Source organism: Pelagimonas phthalicica, from assembly GCF_004364805.1.
Classification (GTDB): Bacteria; Pseudomonadota; Alphaproteobacteria; order Rhodobacterales; family Rhodobacteraceae; genus Pelagimonas; species Pelagimonas phthalicica.
In genome coordinates this window covers 222,990-240,533 of record NZ_SOAP01000002.1, presented here as the reverse complement: position 1 = coordinate 240,533, position 17,544 = coordinate 222,990, and the positions used below count along the sequence as shown (strand labels likewise).

Genomic DNA, 17,544 nt, shown 5'->3' with positions numbered 1-17,544 from the left:
TCCAAAACATCGGTCGAGTCCCCGATGTCACCGGACCACCCAAATTGCAAAAACTACCAAATGAATTCAATATCATAACCCCATCATTGTACCGCATTTGTGGGGTGGCGTGCAAATTTGCCCGTGCGCATGCAGATGTATGATTGGATCAAGGCTCAGGGCCGGGAAAAGGTGCAATTTGCGCATCGTGCATAGGCCGTTTGCGTTTGCGCCTCGGGGTGGGCTGCGGGGCGGAAAGTTTGGCAACCAATTCATCACGTTCACTGCGCATTTCGCGGATCAGCCCCATCGCTTTTTGGCTCAACATACGGCGCTGTTCCTCCAACACGCGGCGCTCTGCCAATTGCGCTTCGCTCAAAGCCTGTTTCTGTGCTTTGTCGCGGTCGAGCGCGGCAAGCGCTTCACACTCGTTCTGCCGCGTGATGGCACGGCGTTTGCCCGAGAGGCGCTGCCAGAGGCCGGACAACCCGGCCTGAAAGCGCGCCTTGCGGGCGGCGGTTTCCTGCGCCCAGCGTTTGGCCTGACCCTGACTGAGCCGCGCACGTTCCTTTCGATGCGTGGCAATCATCGCCGCGCGTTGTGTGTCCAGCGCTTGTCGCCTCAAAGCCAGCTCCGCACGCGCTTCTCCAGCCATGCGCCCAAACTGCCCGCGCACATCTGCTCTATGCGCCTCCATCGCCTCCGCGACGCTCTGTAAATCATCCGGTGCGCCCAATCGCTCCTTCACGGCTTTAGCGCGCAGGCCTGTGGCTCTTGCAACGGTGAACACCTCACCATCATGACAGACGATCACATGCCCGCGCCGATCCCCTTTGGCGAGACGATAGCCATGATCGGCCAAAGCCGCCTCAAACCCCGCGCGGCTATCGCTCACCGCCCAGCATTGCTGAATCAATGCCTTTTGGTCGATGGCGTTCTTGCCGCGCCGCTTGGCGGCCTGCCATTCGGCGAGCGTGACATTGGTCGGGGATTTGAGGCTGCAGTCGCGCAGGCCAGCAGGCATTTTCCACGCGTTTTCGAGGAAAAGTTGGCGGGACAGGGTTTGCAGGCGGTTTTTATAGTGGGGGAGATTGATTGCGGTCATGCTGGCGGGGTCGATGCGCGAGAAGACCACATGCGCATGGCGACGCCCGTCTTTCTCATGGAAGATCACCACGCGGGGTTGGTGTTGAAGCCCGTTGGCCTCGGCCAATCGGTCGATGGCGTCGTCAAAGGTCTTGGGGTCGACCTTAGCCTCCATTGGCGGCGACAAGCTCACCGAAAAGAACATCTGACGGCATTTGGTGCCTTTGGCGATGGCTTCGATCTCGGCAAAGGCCTCGGTCACGTCCTCGCTGAGGAACCCATCGACGCTATGCACCTCAACATGATCATTGTCCTGATCATTGAGCAAATGCCGCGACAGTTGGGTGCCATGCCCGCGCTGGCTGCCCTTGAGGATCATGATCCCCTCCGCCCAAGCGCATCCATCAGTATGGCACGGATGTCGCGCAATAGGACATGAGCCTCGTCAATTTTGGCAAGCTGCGCCGCGTCGGCATCCAGCACGCCATTTTCCGCAGCACGCGCGGCTTGCCGGAACTCTCGTACAAGCTGATGCGTCCCCAACCGCGCCAGAATTGCGGCCGCGGCTTTGTCCTCCAATCGTACACGGCGCTGTGGCTTCGCCCGTTTGCCCGATGCATCGCCCAAAGCCGCCTCACGAATAAACGCGCTTAACGGCACATCCCCAGCTAAGGCCACAATCCGCGCATGCTCCTCCGGCTTGAGCCGAAGTGTGATACGATGATCGGACGTGCGGGACATGGCGGGTGGCAATTCTCCAAAGAAAAACCCGCCGCTCGTACCGAGGGCGGGTTGGTTAAAACTGTGATGTGTTGGCTATGAGAAGGCGGGCGTCAGCCGGGCGGATCAGGCGGATCTCACGGGTCGTCCGTCGACAATTTGGAATGCTGGCTCAAAACCTCTTCCCACCGCTCAAGCTCCGCAAAGAACTCATCCCATTGGTTCGAAGCACCTCCCCAATGCTCCGCCACTTTCCCCTTTAGAAATTTGGAAAACCGGGCTGTTTGCTTTTCCGTGCCCAAGTGCCTCCTCAGTGGCGAAGCGATGGGGGGCGGGGCTTTGCGTAGCTGAGTGACCGTCTGAACGACCAATAACCGGATGAAAGCAAGCTTCGAGTTCCAGGTACCTCAAGACAACCCTCGTGGGTCTTGCCGTTTTCGGTACATGACGTTTTCTTTTGACGGAATGGGCAAACCTTCCTAGGTTGGAATGTGTTAATGGTTTCTCTCAGGTGGACACAGGCACGAAAGCATCCTCACCATGCCGATAGCGCGCAGGATACTCCCAGAGTTCGGACTGACTTTCGTCCGCTACTTTGGTGATGTCACTGTCAAAGAGAACCTGGACTGCTTTCTGGGTTATATCGACGATCCGCAATTTGACCCGAACTTCCATGTGCTGGTTGATCAGGAATCCTGCACATTGTCCGAAGCCACCTATAGCGAGATGCGCAGGTTGGCCTATTGCCTCCTGCCCTACTACAAAGCGCGCGGGAGGGCGTCGCGCACGGCGTTATACGGGCCGACAGATGTCCAATTCGGCATTTCGCGCTTGTATGAATCCGTCTCCGAAACCTATGTGGATCGGGATGTCGGCGTTTTTCGCACACAAGAGGAAGCGCTGGCGTATCTGGGCTATGACCCGGAGGATCAGGAATTGTTCGACACGCTTTGGCAAAGTGCACTCCAATTCAAATCCGGGACCTAGGCTCTGTTGATAAAAGGCCACCACACAGGTTCGCAGGCGATCCGGCTATATTGGCGCTATGACAGGAATGCGGTTCCGGGCGACTAGGGCCAGGACGCATTGATGCGCCCCTGGCTTATCTGTCTTTCGCCTATCACCTTTTCATCCGCGTGCCCTCTGGGTCAAAGAGCGGTCCTGTGATCAGCGTCGCGTCAAACATCTTGCGGGCGATGTCGATCTGGACGGTGGTGCCGTCGGCGACAGGGGTTTTGATGTGACCAAGGGCGATGGGGGCATCGATGCGGTGGCCATAGGCGCATGAACTGGTTTGGCCGATGATGTCTCCGTTCAGATAGATCGGTTCATGGCCCAAAGGCACGGCGTTTTGATCTGCCAGTTTGAGCGACACAACCTGAGCCACCGCGCCGGCATCACGACGGGCAGCCAGGGCTTTGTCCCCGATGAAACCACCGCCCTTGCGGGTGGCGAAATCGAGCCCCGCTTCGATCGGGGTCACGTCTCCATCAAGCTCGTGGCCCATCGCACAAAATCCCTTTTCGATCCGCATGGAGGTCTGTGCATAAAGCCCGGCGGGCTTGGCCCCGGCCCTGGTGAGGGCGTGATAGATCGCAGGCGCATCCGAGGCCGCCATGGTGAGTTCCCAACCGGCCTCGCCCACATAGGACAGGCGCGCGGCGCGCACATCCTTCCCAGCAAGCCGGGCGAACGCGTGTTTGAAATAACCAAGCTCTTGCAACTCTGGTGCGCCGCAGTCTGCGGCTATCCGTGCTGCATCAGGCCCCATCAGGCCCAAAACCGCATAACTTTCGGTCCTGTCGCTTAGGGCGACATCAAAGCCTTCGGCATGGCTGCGAAACCAGGCGAGATCGCGTTTGATCGCGTTGGTGCCAACAAAGAGGCGATAGTGGTCCTGGGCCAGACGCTGTGCGGTGATGTCGGATTCAAACGTGCCGCGTTCATTCAACACGGCGGTATAGATCACCGAGCCGGGCGCGCGGCCCATGAAACCAGCGCAGGTCGTGAGCAAGAACGCCTCGGCATCCGGGCCGGTGACGTCGATCTTGCCAAAGGAGGAGGCATCAAAAATCGCGGCGCTTTCATGGGCGGCTTTGACCTCAGCTGCGACATGGTCAAACCAATCCGGGCGCTCAAACGTCAAACGCGGCTCGGCGGTTTTGCCGAAATAGAGCGGGCGTTCCCAGCCATAGAACTGCCCCATGTGCGCCCCTGCCCGTTTGTAGTCTTGCTCAAGCGGCAGGGCACGCAGGTTGCGCGCCGTCGCGAGCTGTTTGCCGGGAAAGGCGATGTCGTAATGGGTGCCCAGGATCTCGGGCGCGCGGGCCATGAGGTGGTCAATGGAATTGAACACCGGAGCAAAGCGTTTCGCATCCGCCTCGCCCAGATCATAGGCGGTATGGCCATGCACAATGCAATGGGCCAGGTTCATCCCTGCCCCGCCGCCCGAAGCAATGCCGACCGAATTCATGCCACAGCCAAGGAACAGCCCCTTGGTTTCGGCGGTTTCGCCCAGCATGAACGTGCCATCAGGCGTAAAGCTTTCGGGGCCGTTCAGCAGCATCTTGACCTCGGCGGTTTCCAGGGCGGGCAACCGATGCAGCGCGTTCATCATCATGGGTTCGAAATGATCCCAATCCTCGGGCAGCAGACCAAATTCAAAGCTTTCATCCAGAATGCCCGGCGCGATGGGTTTGCCCATGGGTTCAAAACAGCCAACCAGCAAGCCACCGGAATCGTCGCGGATATAGAGGTGGTTGTCATGGTCTGACAGGGTTGGCTTGTTGCCGGTGATGCCCTCAATCGGCTTGGTCAGCAGGTAGAAATGTTCGCAGGCCAGAGCCGGTACTTCGGCCCCCGCCATGGCCCCGATCTCGCGCGACCAAAGCCCGGTGCAAAGCGCAATGGCGTCACACATGATGGTGCCTTGATTGGTTTCAACACCCCGCACCCGGCCATTTTCCGTCAGAATGCCGGTGACGCCGGTCTCTTCAAAGATCTTTGCGCCCAGCCCCTTGGCTGCTTTGACCAGCGCCGCGCAGACATCCGAGGGCGAGACGCGCCCATCGTCAGGGGACCAGACCGCGCCCAGCACATCATCGGCATTCATCAGCGGCCAGCGTTCCTTGGCCTCCGCCGGCGAGACCGACACCGCGTCGATACCATAGGCATGGGCCAGCGCCTCTTGCCGTTTGATATGCACCAGACGATCAGGGTTGGTGGCGATGGACAACGACCCCTTTTGAATCCAGCCAACATTCTGGCCTGTCTCGGCCTCAAGCTGAGCATAAAGGTCAACCGAATACTGGATCATCCGCGTCAGGTTTTGCGAATGACGCAGGGCGCGCACCTGCGCGGCGGAATGCCAGGTGGTGCCGCTGGTGAGCTTGTTGCGCTCAACCAGAATGGCATCAGAGACACCCATCTTGGCGAGATGATACAGGGTCGAGCAGCCCATGATACCGCCGCCAATAACAACGACAGAAGCGTGAGAAGGAAGAGAATGCGCCATTTGGCAGGTCTTTCGGATTGTTGGGTCTTGGCCTGAGAAAAGGAAAAAATTACGCTAGCAGTCAATATGCGCGCCTATATAACACTGGTTATCAAATCCGCGGCCCTTCTGACGAACGACACCCAATGGACCCGACCCTAAAATCCAAAACGATTTCAATGCTTAAGGAGCGCGCGCCGCAATTGACGCCGCGAATGCAGGAGGCGGCCAAATACATCCTCGATAACCCGGCGGATTTTGGACTCGACTATATTCGCGAGACCGCGCGCAAATCCGGGGTCAGCACCTTTACCCTGATCCGGCTGGCGGAAAAGCTGGGCTTTGACAGTTTTGAGGCCTTTCGTGATCCCTTCCGTCATGCGCTGGTCTCGACCACCGAATTGCAGGATCGACCCGATTGGATTGACCCACTGTTTGCCCATGGCAAAACCGGTCAGGTTCAGGCCGAGGCGGCGCTGAACACCCTGTCAAATGCCCAAAGGTCTTTGGAGCGGCAAAACCCCGCGCTTTTGGCCGAAGTGGTCGAGGTATTGCTGACGGCTGATCGCGCCTTTGTCACCGCGGTGCGGGCCAGCTATTCCATGGCCTATTACTTTCACTATGTCGGGCGTATGGCGCTGACATCATTGGAACTTATCCCGCGCCACATGGGCAGCGCCGTGGATGAGCTGATCCATGCCAAACCCGGTGACGCGATGATTGCCATCAGCCTCACCCCCTATTCGCGCGAAACGGTTGAGGCCTGCCAATTTGCGCAGGCACGTGGGGTGAAGCTGATCCTGATCACCGATTCCGATTTCATCGCGCCGGATCTGGTGCCGGATTACCTGCTGACCGTTTCCTCGAACAGCACACATCACTTTGCTTGTTATTCCGGCGTGGTCTCGGTGCTTGAGGCGATCCTGTCGCTTTTGGTGTCCCATGGCGGCGCTGAGGCCGCCGAAAGAATCACCGCCTATGAACAGGCGCGGATCAAACAGAACGCCTATGTGACGATTGCAAAAAAACCGTAGTTATCTGCGCCTAGTCACCTACATTCGAAATCCTTGTCATAGAAAAATGTCCCCGGATCGTCTGCGATCCGGTTCGCGCCCGACCCCGCCCCCCAGGGCGGGCGCGAATTCGTCTGAACGTTTCAAAAAGATGCGCAGCTAGATGATGCCACAACCCATTTGCCAAGTTTCGACGCGCCCACCCTCGGTGCCGGGCGCGAACCAGTGTAGTAACCAATTGTCTATGTTGCGGATTTCAATTCCAGCACCCTAGGAAAAGGAGCGCCCGACCATCACCCCGGCCCAGGCGGCAATGCCGGTCAGGAAACCGCCCCAAAGCGTGTCGACAATCACTTGCTCAAGGCTCCAATCCCTGAGCGTCGCGTAATTGGTGAACTCATAGGTGCCATAGGCCAAGAGCCCCAGCAGAGCGCCGCCAATCAGCGCCGCCATCGGATCGCCCTGACGCAAGGCGGGCAGCGAGACAAACCACAAGATCCCCGCCACATAGCCCAAATAGAACAAAGCCGCCGCGCCCATACGGAACGGGTCGGCAAACAGATGCCCGACATGGCGCTCAAACACCGGTTTGACGAGGTAGCGCAGGCCAATAATATCCAACAGCAAAAACACCGCTGCGGTGACCAGATACAAAACGATCAGTTTCATGAGGGAAGTCTCTTTGTGAGGGGGAGTTGCAGCGCGCGCATCATCGCACCAGCCTCTGTGTCAGGGGGAGCGCCGCCCAATAGGGCAAGGCGCGCAAGAGTTTCAGCGCCAGGGTCAGGCGACGGGGAAAGTGGACCTCGAACTTGCGTCTGTTCAGGCCGTGGATGATTTCGCGTGCGGCCAGCTCGGGTGTGATCAAGGCGGGCATGTCGAAATCATTGCGCTGGGTCAGGCGTGTATCGACGAAACCGGGGCTGATCAGGCGCACGTCAATGCGGCCTTGCAGCTCGACCTTCAAAGATTCCACAAGGTTGATCACCCCGGCCTTGGTGGCGGAATATATCTGCCCCTGTGGCAGGCCGAAATAGCCCGCGATCGAGCCACACATGGCCAATTGCCCGCCCTGTCGCAGCACCCTGGGCGCCAGTTGCGAGATATGAAAACTACCGGTCAGATTGATGCTGACAATGCGCGCGGCGGTCTTGGCGTCAATCTCGTCAATGCGGCCCGGATCATAGGCGGCGGCCATATGGATCACCCGGTCCACCGGGCCCATATCCGACACCGCCGCAACCGCCTGTTCCAGACTGGCCCGGTCGCTGACATCCAGCGGCAGGGCAATATGCGGGTCGGTTCCGATCTCGCGCACGAGGTCATCCAACCGATCTGCCGAGCGCGCCGACAGGATCAGCCGGGCCCCGCGCATGGCAAACCCGCGCGCCAAAGCCGCGCCGATCCCATCCGAGGCCCCGATGATCCAGATGGTTTCGCGATCAGGCGCTGGCATGACCCAGCTCCACTTGCACCACATTGGTTTGGCCAACCGCAAAGGAGGCCGAACAGATGGCAAGGTAAAAGCGCCAGCTGCGCAGGAAGCCTTCGTCATAGCCCAGTTTGCGGATCTTCCGGGAGGCATCGTTTAACCGGTCCCCCCACATGGCGCAGGTGCGGGCGTAATCCTGACCAAAGGCAAAGCTTTCCCTGACCTGCAAACCCGCCTGCGCCGCCTGTTTGGCGATCACCTCATCCGATAGCAACATGCCGCCCGGAAAGGTATAATGGCGAATGAAATCAGAGGTTTTGCGATAGGTGTCGAAATAACTGTCCGGCACGGTGATCGCCTGCACCAGGGCGCGCCCGCCCTCGGACAGGCGCGATTTCAGCGTGGCGAAATAGGTCGGCCAATAGCGCGAGCCTACTGCCTCGATCATCTCGATCGAGACGATGGCGTCAAAGCTGCCACCGCTTTGGCGATAATCCTGCAAACAGATCTCGGCCCGCCCATCCAGACGCGCATCGGCATAGCCCTTTTGGCTGGGCGAGATGGTCAGCGCCTTGACCGCATGGCCGCGATCCGCAGCGCGTTCGGCAAAGCCACCCCAACCACAGCCGATTTCCAGCACGTTCTCGCGCCCATTGATCCGGTCAAGAATGCGGTCATATTTGCGGTTCTGCCCGCGCATCAGATCGCTGTCCCCCTTGGCAAACAGGGCCGAGGAATAGGTCATGCCTTCGTCCAGCCAGAGCTGGTAGAAGTTGTTGCCCACATCATAATGCGCCTGAATATTGCGCGAGGCTCCGCGCTGGGAATTGGCGCGCATCAACTGGTTCACCACCCGGAATTTCAGATTGTTCCAGAACCCGGCATACACATAGCCCTGAAAGGCGCTCATATTGAGCAAGGCAACCTCGGTCAGGGTCTGGATCGACGGACTGTCCCACAGCCCCGCCACATAGGTTTCACCCAGACCAATATCGCCGCGCGCTGCAATGGCGGTTACGACCGACCAGTCATGGATCTGCATTTCCGCCTCGGGGGCACCCATGCCGAAATTATAGGTCTCGCCCTCGGGCGTCAGGAGTTTGAGGCTGCCTTTCTGGATCTGCGCGCAGGTGTCGAGAAAGTCATGCTTTACGCGTTTGCTTAGGAAGAGCATCAGGTTACCTCGGTCTTTGGGGGTTCTGGCCGCGTGCGATAGCGCGCGCCTTTGAGTTTGAGTTGCAGGGCTTGCCAATAGATCAGCGCGATGGTGCGCAGCGCGCCTAGCGGGCGGCGCAGGCTGGCGGTGATCAGCCCGCGATTGGTCATCGGCGCGCGGGTGCCGCTAAGGGTGGCGTTCACGCCTTGGCTGTCATTGCGGTGCTTGATTGCGATGGCAAAACGGTCAGGCCCAATATCAAAGGTAAAGCCATAGCTGCCCTTGATCTCTTGGAAGGGCGAAACATGCAGCGCCTTGGGTTTACTCAGCCGGGTCTGCGCGGTGATCGGCGCAAAATCCGGTGCGTGACACAGATAGGAATGGCGGTCTTTGAACGGGGTCGAGACCTCGGCAATCACCGCCAGCAGCTCCCCCTCGCGATAGGCCAGCCAAAAGCTGACCGGGTTGAAAACATAGGCCAGAAAGCGCGGTTGCGTCAGCAGGAACAACCGGCACGTGGCCTCATCCAGCCCGTGTTCGCGCAGCACCTCACGCGCCCAGGTGGCCCCCCTGCCCTGTTTCCACACCCCACCATGATCGCGGTCATGCACCGAGAACAGGTTGAACCTGTTGCGGGAAAACAGGCCCGGGCTGGGCTGATCCGCCTCGGGTTCGATCAGCACAAAGTCGACGCCATAGCGAAAAGCATGGCGGATCTCGCCGCACCGGATATGGGTCGTGCTGCCCCGGATATGTTCGGCTGGGGTGATCATGCCGGTTGACGCTCCATCAACCGGGCAATGCGCGCCGCACTGGCAAACCCGTCTTCATGGAAACCATGGCGCGTATAGGCCCCGGCAAACCAGGTGTTGTTCTGCCCTTGCAACGCCGTCAACTGGCGCTGCGCGCGCAAAGCCGGACCGTCAAAGACCGGGTGGCGGAATGTGGTCTGGTCATAGATCAACCGCTCATCCACCGGCTCGGACGGGTTCAGCGACACAAAGAGCGGGTCCTTTTCGTCGATATTCTGCAGCCGGTTCATCCAATAGGTAACACCAATGGCGGGTTCCGGGCGGGTGGTGTCGGCCTTGTAGACCCAGCTGGACCAGACCGAGGGGCGGCGCGGCATCTGACGGGTGTCGCGATGCAGGATCATCTCATTATCCTGAAAGCGGATCGCGCCAAGCGCCTGCGCCTCCTCCATCGTTGGCTTTTCCAACAGGCGCAGGACCTGATCGGAATGGCAGGCAAAGATCACCTGATCAAAGGGTGCCTCTGCCCCCTGCCCGGTCTCAACGAAGCTCTGCTGGCCATCCCGGCGCACCGTTTGCACCGGCGTGCCCAGACGCATCACCACACCGCGCGATTTCAGATGCTGCTCCAACCGGGTGACATATTCGCGGCTCCCGCCATCCACGGTCCACCATTGATGCTGCCCCGAGGTGCTGAGCAAGGCGTGATTGCGGAAAAACTGCACCAGGGCGCGGGCCGGAAATTTGCGGATTTCCGAAGGCGGCGTCGACCAGATCGCCCCGCAAAGCGGCATCAGGTAAAAACGCTGGAACCAATCGCCCAAACGCATCTCATCCATCAGCTCGCCAATGGTGAGGCTGTCATCGCTGGACAGCCGTTCGGCATTGGCGTTGAAGCGCAGGATATCGCGCACCATGCGCAGGAAACCGGGCCGCGCCAGATTGCTGGGCTGGGCGGTCAGCGCCTTGAGATCCTTGAGCCCATATTCCACCCGTCCGTCATTGATCGAGGCCCCAAAGCTCATATCGCTTTTGGCCACCGGCACGTCGAGATCGTGGAACATGCGAGTCAGATGCGGGTAATTGGCGTAGTTAAAGACGATAAACCCGGTATCGACCGGCTGATCCCCCCGCATCCCCGCCATCACGGTGCGCGCATGGCCGCCCAGTCGCGGCGCGGCCTCAAACACAGTGACCGCATGATGGGGTGCCAACAGGTAGGCCGATGCCAGACCCGAGATGCCTCCGCCAATGATCGCGATACGCTGCGGGGCGATGGGGCGGGATTGAAACGTCATGAAAGCTCCGAAATCTTACGTGGTTTGATCTGGTTACGAGAAAACCCGCATTTCGGATCAAAAAAAGTGATCCGATTTTTCAATGCTTGCGTAATCGGGGTATGTTGAACAAAATCAGCGATATATCCCCGCGTTTGAAAGGCGCGCCAGCGGCGGTGCATCCGGCAGCGCTGCAAAAGGAGGTGACGCCATTGGCCCCGCCCAAGGCAGAGATATCGCAGCAAACGCTTTGGATGCTTGAGGTGCGCGATCAACGCGACCGGGCGGCCTTTGCCAATTTGTTTGACTTCTTTGCGCCCCGGCTCAAGGGGTTTGTGATGCGGTCCGGCACGCCCCCCAATCAGGCCGAAGAGATCGTGCAAGAGGTGATGCTGGCGGTCTGGCGCAAGGCCGAGCAGTTCGATCCGCACCGCGCGCCGGTCTCGGCCTGGATCTATCAGATCGCGCGCAATCGTCAGATTGACCATCTGCGCCGCGAAAACCGCCCCGTCCCCGAAGAGCTGCGCGAAGATCCCGGAACAGAACCCGATGCCAGCCAGATCCTGGCGGTGGACCAAGAGGCCGCCCATCTGAAAGAGGCGCTTTCCTCGCTGAAACCGGACCAGAGAGAGATCATAGAACAGGCCTATTTTGGCGAGTTGAGCCATCAGGATATCAGCAGCAAAACCGGCCTTCCGCTTGGAACCATTAAATCCCGTATCCGCCTAGGGCTGGAACGTTTGAGACATGAATTGAAGGGCATGCGATAAGATGAGCGCAATCACCCATCATATCCCCGATCACCTGCTGGCAGCCTATGCGGCTGGCAGCTTGGATTTTCCCTTTGCCATGGTTGTGGCGGCGCATGTGTCCATGTGCCTTGAGTGCCGCGCAGCACTTGAGGCGCATCAGACCATCGGCGGTACCCTGTTGGAAGAGGTGGCGGAAACGCGGATCTCTGCCGGGTTAAAGGATAAGGTCTTTGCCCAGTTGGACGCGCCGGTGCGCGAAAAACCGGTCTATCCGCGCTCTGGCGTGTTTCCCGGCCCGGTCATGCAGGCGCTCAAGGGCAAACCGCCACGTTGGAAAACGGTTGGTATGGGCGTGCGGCAATGCATTGTCTCGGCCAGCGAGCAAGGCACGGCGCGCCTGCTTTATATTCCCGGTGGCCGGGCGGTGCCCGATCACAGCCATAACGGGCTGGAGCTGACCCTTGTCCTGCAGGGCAGTTTCAGCGACGAGACCGGGCGGTATGGCGTCGGTGATCTTGAGGTGGCGGATGATGATTTGGAGCATACCCCCATCGCTGATGAGGGGGATCCGTGTATCTGTCTGGCGGCCACGGATGCGCCTTTGCGCTTCTCATCTCTGATCCCGCGATTGGTGCAGCCCTTCATACGAATTTGACCTATTACACTCCGCAAGAAAGCCGCCCTTTGAGGCGGCTTTTTTGTTTTAGGGCAACACCTTATCACGCAGTCATAACATATTCGTGAACTCAGTGAACCGCTCGCAACCTCCCCGCGTAACAGCCATGTGAACCATCACAAACAGGGACAGTTGTCCTCCGAAACCCAAGGGAGAATTTCAATGAAAACCACCATCGCAGCCGCCGCCTTTGCCCTGACCGCCGCAACCGCTCAGGCCTCGAGCATTGTGGATATTGCCGCCGGGGATGAGCGGTTTAGCACGCTGGTCGCCGCCGTTCAGGCCGCCGGTCTGGCCGAGACTCTGGCGGGCCCCGGTCCGTTTACCGTTTACGCCCCGGTGAATGACGCCTTTGCCGCCCTGCCCGAAGGCACCGTCGACACGCTGCTCAAGCCTGAGAACAAGCAACAGTTGACGGATGTACTGCTGTATCACGTGGATGATCGCAAATTGGCGGCGGCTGATATTCCGCAGGGCTCGAACTATTTCAAGCCGCTGCTGGCCTCAGAACGTCTGTGCATCACTGCCGGTGGCGAAGGTGTGATGATCGCCGATGGCACCGGGCAGATGGCCAATGTGATCATCGCCGATATTCAGGCTGAAAACGGTGTGATCCATGTGGTGGACAAAGTGCTGCTGCCCGGCACCCGCCCCGATTGCCACTGATCTCACGTTGATTTCCAGGAAAGAGCGGCCCTTGTGGTCGCTCTTTTTTCGTCTGGCTGCCCAGTCAAGCCTCTCAAAGTAGTCCTACCGCAGGTTCGCGCCCGGCACCGAGGGTGGGCGCATTTGAGCTTGATGAGCGGGTCTTTTCCTCCAAAACGGCGCGACCTGGCGACCCCTTGCATTTATTTCGCGCCCGCCCTGGGGGGCGGGGTCGGGCGCGAACCGGATTGCCCGCAATCCGGTAGGCAAACTAGCCCACCCATTCCCGACCATTAGCGCAAACACCACATCAGTGATGCAATATCTGCATTGGACACCTGGCCCCCTCCTGAGGTTTCTCTGCGCAAATCTACAACAGGGCAAACGGGCCAATGGCACAACAAAACTTCCTCGAAAGCGTCGAGCATTTCATCGATACAGCCACCGCACAAGTCGACCTCCCCGAAGGGCTGGCTGAACGCATCGCGCAGTGCAATTCCACCTATGCGGTGCGCTTTGGTGTGAAACTGCGCGGACGCATCCACAGCTTTATCGGTTGGCGTTCGGTTCACAGCGAGCATATCGAACCGGTCAAAGGCGGCATTCGTTATGCGCCCGATGCCAATCAGGACGAGGTCGAGGCGCTCGCCACCCTGATGAGCCTGAAATGCGCGCTGGTGAACATCCCCTTTGGCGGCTCCAAAGGCGCGTTGCAGATCAATCCCGCCGATTGGTCCGAGGATGAGCTGGAACATATCACCCGCCGCTTTACCCAGGAATTGGCGCGTCGCGACCTGATCCATCCCGGCCGCAACGTCCCAGCCCCCGATATGGGCACCGGTGAACGTGAAATGGCCTGGATGGCGGATGAATACCGCAAGATCGGCACCTCGGACGCGATCAACCAGGCGGCCTGTGTCACCGGCAAGCCGGTGGTGCGCGGTGGCATCGAGGGCCGGGTCGAGGCCACCGGGCGCGGCGTGCAATATGCGCTGAACGCCTATCTCAACCACCCCGACACGCCCCCCGTGTCCGGGCAAAAGACCGCCAAGGGCCTGACCGTGGTTGTGCAGGGCTTTGGCAATGTCGGCTATCACGCCGCGAAATTCCTGGCCGAAGATGGCGCGATCATCACCGGGATTGTCGAACATGACGGGGCGATCTTTGATCCGCTGGGGCTGGATGTCGAGGCCGTCGTCAAACACCGCAATGCCACCGGCTCGATCACCCATTTCCCCGGCGCGGAAACGACCACCAGCAGCGATGGGCTGACCTATATGGAGGCCGATATCCTGATCCCGGCGGCCAAGGAAAACGCCATCACCGCCGCCAATTGCCGTGATGCCAAATATCAACTGATCGTCGAGGCCGCCAATGGCCCGATCACCGCCGAGGCCGAAGACATCCTGACCGAGCGCGGTGTTGTCGTTTTGCCCGACCTCTATGTGAATGCCGGCGGTGTGGTGGTCAGCTATTTTGAATGGGTCAAGAACATCACCCACCTGCCCTTTGGCCTGATGGACAAGCGCCAGACCGCCAGTTCCGGTCAGGCGGTTGTCTCGGCTCTCGAAGGGATCTCGGGCCGCCCGCTGGCGGATGACCAGCGCCGCTTGATTGCCCGTGATACCAGCGAGATTGATGTGGTGCGTTCGGGGCTTGAGGAAATCATGACCCGCGCCTTTGACGACATCATGGCCCGGCAAAAAGAGATGCCCGACGCCACCTTGCGCACCGCCGCCTATGCTGTCACCATCGCGCGCATTGCTGATTACTACCGGGCCATCGGCCTCTAGCGCTGAGGGACCCAGCGCAGCGCAAGGAAAGACATCATGGACGTTCGCTGGCTCGAAGATTTTCTCGCCCTTGTGGATCTGAGAAACTTCACCCGGGCCGCCGAGTTCCGCAATGTCAGCCAGGCCGCCTTTTCGCGACGCATTCAGTCGCTGGAACAGTGGCTTGGCACACCTCTGGTGATCAAGGGCGCATCGCCGGTGCGCCTGACCGATGCGGGCGAGCAGTTTCGCGACAGCGCCCGCATCGCCGTTGAGCGCCTGTTCGAAGCGCGCTCGTCGATCCGCGCCAGCCAGTTCGACGTGATGACACAGGTGCGCATCGCCATGCCCTCGGTGCTGGCGCGGTCTGAATTCAAACGGATTCTGGATGCGTTTGGCGATCGCAATCGCAGTTCCTTTTCGGTGATTGTCGGGGCAACCAGCGATGTGGTGGCGCGCTATCTGGCCGGGGATGCGGATATCCTGTTCACCCATGATTGCCCCGCCATTCCCGTGCATGACAACCTCACCCAGCATCGCCGCTTGCATATCCGCAAAGACGTATTTCAGCCCTATGCTTCCAAAGATCCCGCCCGACGCGACCGGTTTGACTTTCCCGGCAGCAAATCCCGCCCGGTACCTCTGATTACCTATTCACAAAAGGCTTATTTCACCCGGTTGTTCGAACATCTTCTGGACCGCAACAAGGGCGCCCTGCCCTATAAGCAGCGCGTGCAATGCGACATGTCGGATGTGCTGAAAGAGGTCATCGCCTCGGGCTATGGCATCGGCTGGCTGCCACAAAGCGCCGTAGAGCCGCTGGACACCGCGCCGATTTCCGCAATTGGCGGGCCGGAATGGCGGCTCGAGATTGATATCTGCGCCTTTCGCCCGCAAAAAACGCTCAGCCCCAATATCGAAAAGGTCTGGACCATGCTGGAACAAAGCACGGCCTTTGCGGCCTAGGGCCAGGATGCAGCCCGGCGCCGCCGAGCTGCACATGCCAACCGGTTCCTATTCAACCGTGATGGTGATCACGTCGCTGACCATTTGCGGGCCAAATGGGACATGGTTCATATCACCAAACACCATTTGCAATGTATGCGTGCCCGTTGGCAGATCGAGTGAGGCTTCGGTCTGACCGCCACCGTAATGCTTGTGGTTCTCATCGGCAGGAAGGCCGTACAGCCATTCTTCGGCCCCATCTTCGCCCTCCCCCATGGTGGCGCGATTGATCAGCAGGTGATGATGGCCCGTGCCTTCACGTTCCGTCCCGGCGGGCGCTACACCCATGCCGCTGACACCCATGCGCACCAGAACCGGCGAGGTGACAGTCGCACCGTCTTTGAGATCAATGAAATAGACATAGGCCCCCTCGGTCGCGGGCCAGGCCAGGTGGTCGTCCGCCCAGACACTGCTGGCGGTCGCAAGGGGGATCATCGCGGCGGCAAATAGGAGATGTTTCATTGTTGACTTCCTCGTCGTTGGATCAGTTAGTAAAAGGGAAACACCTGTCCGGAGCGTCTTATTCGAAACTTTTTTGCAAAAAATGCGCGCCGCGGCGCGGGGCGTAAGGCTGTCCAACAGGGCTTGCCCGGCACCTATCCCCGCATCTGGCGTTTCGCCTTGTCCTTGACAGGGGATCGGGCCGGGGCGGATGACCTGGCGCAGGCGGTCGCCATGCGCGCATTGGAAAACGCAGACAAGTTTCAGCCCGGCAGCTCTTTGGACGCCTGGCTGTTCACCATGACCCGCCGGGTCTGGCTGAACGAAAAACGCGCCGAGCGCATACGCGGAGCCGGAGCCATTGGCGGCGCCGATCTCAGCGATCTGCCCGCGCCGGATCTGGACACCGAAACGAATATTCTCGCCCGTCAGGTGTTATCCCAGGTGATGGCCCTGCCCGAGGCACAGCGCAGCACGGTTTTGCTGGTCTATGTCGAAGGGTATAAATACAGCGAGGCGGCCGAGATTTTGGACATCCCCATCGGCACTATCATGAGCCGATTGGCCTCGGCGCGCAAAAAGCTACAATCGGCGACCCAAGAGAGTGAAACCCGGTCCAATGGATAAATCACTAAGCGACGATATTCTGACCGCCTATCTCGACGGTGAATTGGACCCGGTCCAAAGCCAACAGATCGAGGCTCGACTTGCCTCCGATGCCGCGCTTGGCAGACGGTTGGACGCGCTCCGCCTGTCGACATCTGACATCCAGGATGCGTTTGACGCCTTGCTGCCCACCGCCCCTGCGGTGCCGCCCCTGCCTGAACAAGCGCCCCAATCTGGCGCGCGCGTCGCTGTCATCGCCGCTGCTGTTTTGGGTCTGGGCATAGCCCTCGGCGCGGTCTGGTCGCCGCGCAGCCTGCCGGATGTGACAGATTGGAAACTGGCCGTCGCCAATTACCAGCTGCTTTATGTGCCTGAAACATTGGCGCAATCACCGCCCACACCGAAACAAGCCCAGGCACGCCTGACCGAACTGTCCAAGGCGCTTGGCTATGACGTGTCTTCGGCTTTCTCGGCAGCCGACCTAAATTACCGCCGTGCCCAGATGCTGCGGCATGAGGGCGAACCGCTGGTGCAAATCGCCTATCTCGGTGATGGTGACATCCCCTTTGCCTTTTGCATCACGCCGGTCAGCGACACCGCACATCCCTTGCAGGTCGAGATGCTGTCAGGTCTCGCCTCGGCCCATTGGGTCCAGGACGGGTACGGTTTTCTGGTGATCGGTGGGCAGGCCTTAGACAGGGTCTCGGACATCGCCCAGGACCTGCAAAGCAAGATTTGA

The 17,544-nt window shown here is 59.6% G+C and carries 18 protein-coding genes; 9 read left to right on the top strand and 9 right to left on the bottom strand.

What is annotated here, in order from left to right; all coding sequences use genetic code 11:
* Positions 1–148: 148 nt before the first annotated feature.
* Complete coding sequence (locus CLV87_RS11230) at positions 149–1,444, bottom strand: relaxase/mobilization nuclease domain-containing protein (RefSeq protein ID WP_099245343.1); 1,296 nt, start codon at positions 1,442–1,444, stop codon at positions 149–151.
* Positions 1,441–1,806, bottom strand: a complete 366-nt coding sequence (locus CLV87_RS11225; RefSeq protein ID WP_099245341.1) for a hypothetical protein — start codon at positions 1,804–1,806, stop codon at positions 1,441–1,443. Before CLV87_RS11225 ends, CLV87_RS11230 begins: the two co-directional genes overlap by 4 nt.
* A gap of 519 nt (positions 1,807–2,325) precedes the next feature.
* Here CLV87_RS11225 and CLV87_RS11220 point away from each other — a divergent pair.
* Positions 2,326–2,772 carry a hypothetical protein gene (locus tag CLV87_RS11220; RefSeq protein ID WP_099245337.1) on the top strand — a complete coding sequence of 149 codons (447 nt, stop codon included), beginning with the start codon at positions 2,326–2,328 and terminating at the stop codon, positions 2,770–2,772.
* 133 nt (positions 2,773–2,905) lie between these two features.
* Here the strand turns inward: CLV87_RS11220 and CLV87_RS11215 are convergent, their stop codons facing one another.
* Positions 2,906–5,299 (bottom strand): GcvT family protein, encoded by a 2,394-nt coding sequence (locus CLV87_RS11215; protein WP_099245335.1) that lies wholly within the window; start codon positions 5,297–5,299, stop codon positions 2,906–2,908.
* A gap of 158 nt (positions 5,300–5,457) precedes the next feature.
* Between CLV87_RS11215 and CLV87_RS11210 the strand changes: the two genes are divergently transcribed.
* Positions 5,458–6,312: a MurR/RpiR family transcriptional regulator gene (locus CLV87_RS11210; RefSeq protein ID WP_235871908.1), complete on the top strand. Its 855-nt coding sequence runs from the start codon at positions 5,458–5,460 to the stop codon at positions 6,310–6,312.
* A 249-nt stretch (positions 6,313–6,561) separates the two neighbouring features.
* Here CLV87_RS11210 and CLV87_RS11205 read toward each other — a convergent pair whose 3' ends face one another.
* Genes CLV87_RS11205 through CLV87_RS11185 form a run of 5 tightly spaced genes read right to left on the bottom strand, consistent with a single transcriptional unit; the run spans position 6,562 to position 10,929 of the window.
* On the bottom strand, positions 6,562–6,960 hold the full coding sequence (locus tag CLV87_RS11205; RefSeq protein ID WP_099245331.1) for a DUF2177 family protein: 399 nt from the start codon (positions 6,958–6,960) through the stop codon (positions 6,562–6,564).
* Positions 6,961–7,000: 40 nt separating this feature from the next.
* The gene (locus tag CLV87_RS11200; protein ID WP_099245329.1) at positions 7,001–7,747 is read right to left on the bottom strand and encodes an SDR family NAD(P)-dependent oxidoreductase; all 747 of its coding nucleotides are present in this window, start codon (positions 7,745–7,747) and stop codon (positions 7,001–7,003) included.
* The gene (locus CLV87_RS11195) at positions 7,734–8,897 is read right to left on the bottom strand and encodes an SAM-dependent methyltransferase (protein WP_099245327.1); all 1,164 of its coding nucleotides are present in this window, start codon (positions 8,895–8,897) and stop codon (positions 7,734–7,736) included. The genes CLV87_RS11200 and CLV87_RS11195 overlap by 14 nt, the downstream gene beginning before the upstream one ends.
* Complete coding sequence (locus tag CLV87_RS11190) at positions 8,897–9,652, bottom strand: DUF1365 domain-containing protein (RefSeq protein ID WP_099245325.1); 756 nt, start codon at positions 9,650–9,652, stop codon at positions 8,897–8,899. Before CLV87_RS11190 ends, CLV87_RS11195 begins: the two co-directional genes overlap by 1 nt.
* Positions 9,649–10,929, bottom strand: a complete 1,281-nt coding sequence (locus CLV87_RS11185) for an NAD(P)/FAD-dependent oxidoreductase (protein WP_099245323.1) — start codon at positions 10,927–10,929, stop codon at positions 9,649–9,651. The genes CLV87_RS11190 and CLV87_RS11185 overlap by 4 nt, the downstream gene beginning before the upstream one ends.
* 101 nt (positions 10,930–11,030) lie before the next feature.
* On the opposite strand from CLV87_RS11185, the gene CLV87_RS11180 reads away from it, so the two are divergent.
* The 5 genes from CLV87_RS11180 to CLV87_RS11160 all read left to right on the top strand — a co-directional run bounded on the left by CLV87_RS11180 (position 11,031) and on the right by CLV87_RS11160 (position 15,719).
* Complete coding sequence (locus CLV87_RS11180) at positions 11,031–11,678, top strand: sigma-70 family RNA polymerase sigma factor (protein ID WP_099245321.1); 648 nt, start codon at positions 11,031–11,033, stop codon at positions 11,676–11,678.
* Between the two features lies 1 nt (position 11,679).
* The gene (locus CLV87_RS11175; protein WP_099245319.1) at positions 11,680–12,315 is read left to right on the top strand and encodes a ChrR family anti-sigma-E factor; all 636 of its coding nucleotides are present in this window, start codon (positions 11,680–11,682) and stop codon (positions 12,313–12,315) included.
* A 183-nt stretch (positions 12,316–12,498) separates the two neighbouring features.
* A complete protein-coding gene (locus tag CLV87_RS11170) occupies positions 12,499–13,002 on the top strand; it encodes a fasciclin domain-containing protein (protein ID WP_099245318.1) in 504 nt (167 codons plus the stop codon).
* Between the two features lie 371 nt (positions 13,003–13,373).
* Positions 13,374–14,774: a Glu/Leu/Phe/Val family dehydrogenase gene (locus tag CLV87_RS11165; RefSeq protein WP_099245316.1), complete on the top strand. Its 1,401-nt coding sequence runs from the start codon at positions 13,374–13,376 to the stop codon at positions 14,772–14,774.
* A gap of 36 nt (positions 14,775–14,810) precedes the next feature.
* Positions 14,811–15,719 carry a LysR family transcriptional regulator gene (locus tag CLV87_RS11160; RefSeq protein ID WP_099245314.1) on the top strand — a complete coding sequence of 303 codons (909 nt, stop codon included), beginning with the start codon at positions 14,811–14,813 and terminating at the stop codon, positions 15,717–15,719.
* A 48-nt stretch (positions 15,720–15,767) separates the two neighbouring features.
* On the opposite strand, the gene CLV87_RS11155 is transcribed toward CLV87_RS11160, so the two are convergent.
* Entirely contained in the window at positions 15,768–16,220 is a 453-nt protein-coding gene (locus CLV87_RS11155) for a DUF4399 domain-containing protein (protein ID WP_099245313.1), read from the bottom strand.
* Between the two features lie 123 nt (positions 16,221–16,343).
* Here CLV87_RS11155 and CLV87_RS11150 point away from each other — a divergent pair, with 123 nt between their 5' ends.
* A complete protein-coding gene (locus CLV87_RS11150) occupies positions 16,344–16,826 on the top strand; it encodes an RNA polymerase sigma factor (protein WP_099245311.1) in 483 nt (160 codons plus the stop codon).
* Positions 16,819–17,544, top strand: a complete 726-nt coding sequence (locus CLV87_RS11145; RefSeq protein WP_099245309.1) for an anti-sigma factor family protein — start codon at positions 16,819–16,821, stop codon at positions 17,542–17,544. Before CLV87_RS11150 ends, CLV87_RS11145 begins: the two co-directional genes overlap by 8 nt.

What these genes read in the sequence shown, in the direction of transcription:
- CLV87_RS11230 (WP_099245343.1), bottom strand. Translation starts at nt 1,444, where the DNA reads ATGATCCTCAAGGGCAGCCAGCGCGGGCATGGCACCCAACTGTCGCGG.
- CLV87_RS11225 (WP_099245341.1), bottom strand. Translation starts at nt 1,806, where the DNA reads ATGTCCCGCACGTCCGATCATCGTATCACACTTCGGCTCAAGCCGGAG.
- CLV87_RS11220 (WP_099245337.1), top strand. Translation starts at nt 2,326, where the DNA reads ATGCCGATAGCGCGCAGGATACTCCCAGAGTTCGGACTGACTTTCGTC.
- CLV87_RS11215 (WP_099245335.1), bottom strand. Translation starts at nt 5,299, where the DNA reads ATGGCGCATTCTCTTCCTTCTCACGCTTCTGTCGTTGTTATTGGCGGC.
- CLV87_RS11210 (WP_235871908.1), top strand. Translation starts at nt 5,458, where the DNA reads ATGCTTAAGGAGCGCGCGCCGCAATTGACGCCGCGAATGCAGGAGGCG.
- CLV87_RS11205 (WP_099245331.1), bottom strand. Translation starts at nt 6,960, where the DNA reads ATGAAACTGATCGTTTTGTATCTGGTCACCGCAGCGGTGTTTTTGCTG.
- CLV87_RS11200 (WP_099245329.1), bottom strand. Translation starts at nt 7,747, where the DNA reads ATGCCAGCGCCTGATCGCGAAACCATCTGGATCATCGGGGCCTCGGAT.
- CLV87_RS11195 (WP_099245327.1), bottom strand. Translation starts at nt 8,897, where the DNA reads ATGCTCTTCCTAAGCAAACGCGTAAAGCATGACTTTCTCGACACCTGC.
- CLV87_RS11190 (WP_099245325.1), bottom strand. Translation starts at nt 9,652, where the DNA reads ATGATCACCCCAGCCGAACATATCCGGGGCAGCACGACCCATATCCGG.
- CLV87_RS11185 (WP_099245323.1), bottom strand. Translation starts at nt 10,929, where the DNA reads ATGACGTTTCAATCCCGCCCCATCGCCCCGCAGCGTATCGCGATCATT.
- CLV87_RS11180 (WP_099245321.1), top strand. Translation starts at nt 11,031, where the DNA reads ATGTTGAACAAAATCAGCGATATATCCCCGCGTTTGAAAGGCGCGCCA.
- CLV87_RS11175 (WP_099245319.1), top strand. Translation starts at nt 11,680, where the DNA reads ATGAGCGCAATCACCCATCATATCCCCGATCACCTGCTGGCAGCCTAT.
- CLV87_RS11170 (WP_099245318.1), top strand. Translation starts at nt 12,499, where the DNA reads ATGAAAACCACCATCGCAGCCGCCGCCTTTGCCCTGACCGCCGCAACC.
- CLV87_RS11165 (WP_099245316.1), top strand. Translation starts at nt 13,374, where the DNA reads ATGGCACAACAAAACTTCCTCGAAAGCGTCGAGCATTTCATCGATACA.
- CLV87_RS11160 (WP_099245314.1), top strand. Translation starts at nt 14,811, where the DNA reads ATGGACGTTCGCTGGCTCGAAGATTTTCTCGCCCTTGTGGATCTGAGA.
- CLV87_RS11155 (WP_099245313.1), bottom strand. Translation starts at nt 16,220, where the DNA reads ATGAAACATCTCCTATTTGCCGCCGCGATGATCCCCCTTGCGACCGCC.
- CLV87_RS11145 (WP_099245309.1), top strand. Translation starts at nt 16,819, where the DNA reads ATGGATAAATCACTAAGCGACGATATTCTGACCGCCTATCTCGACGGT.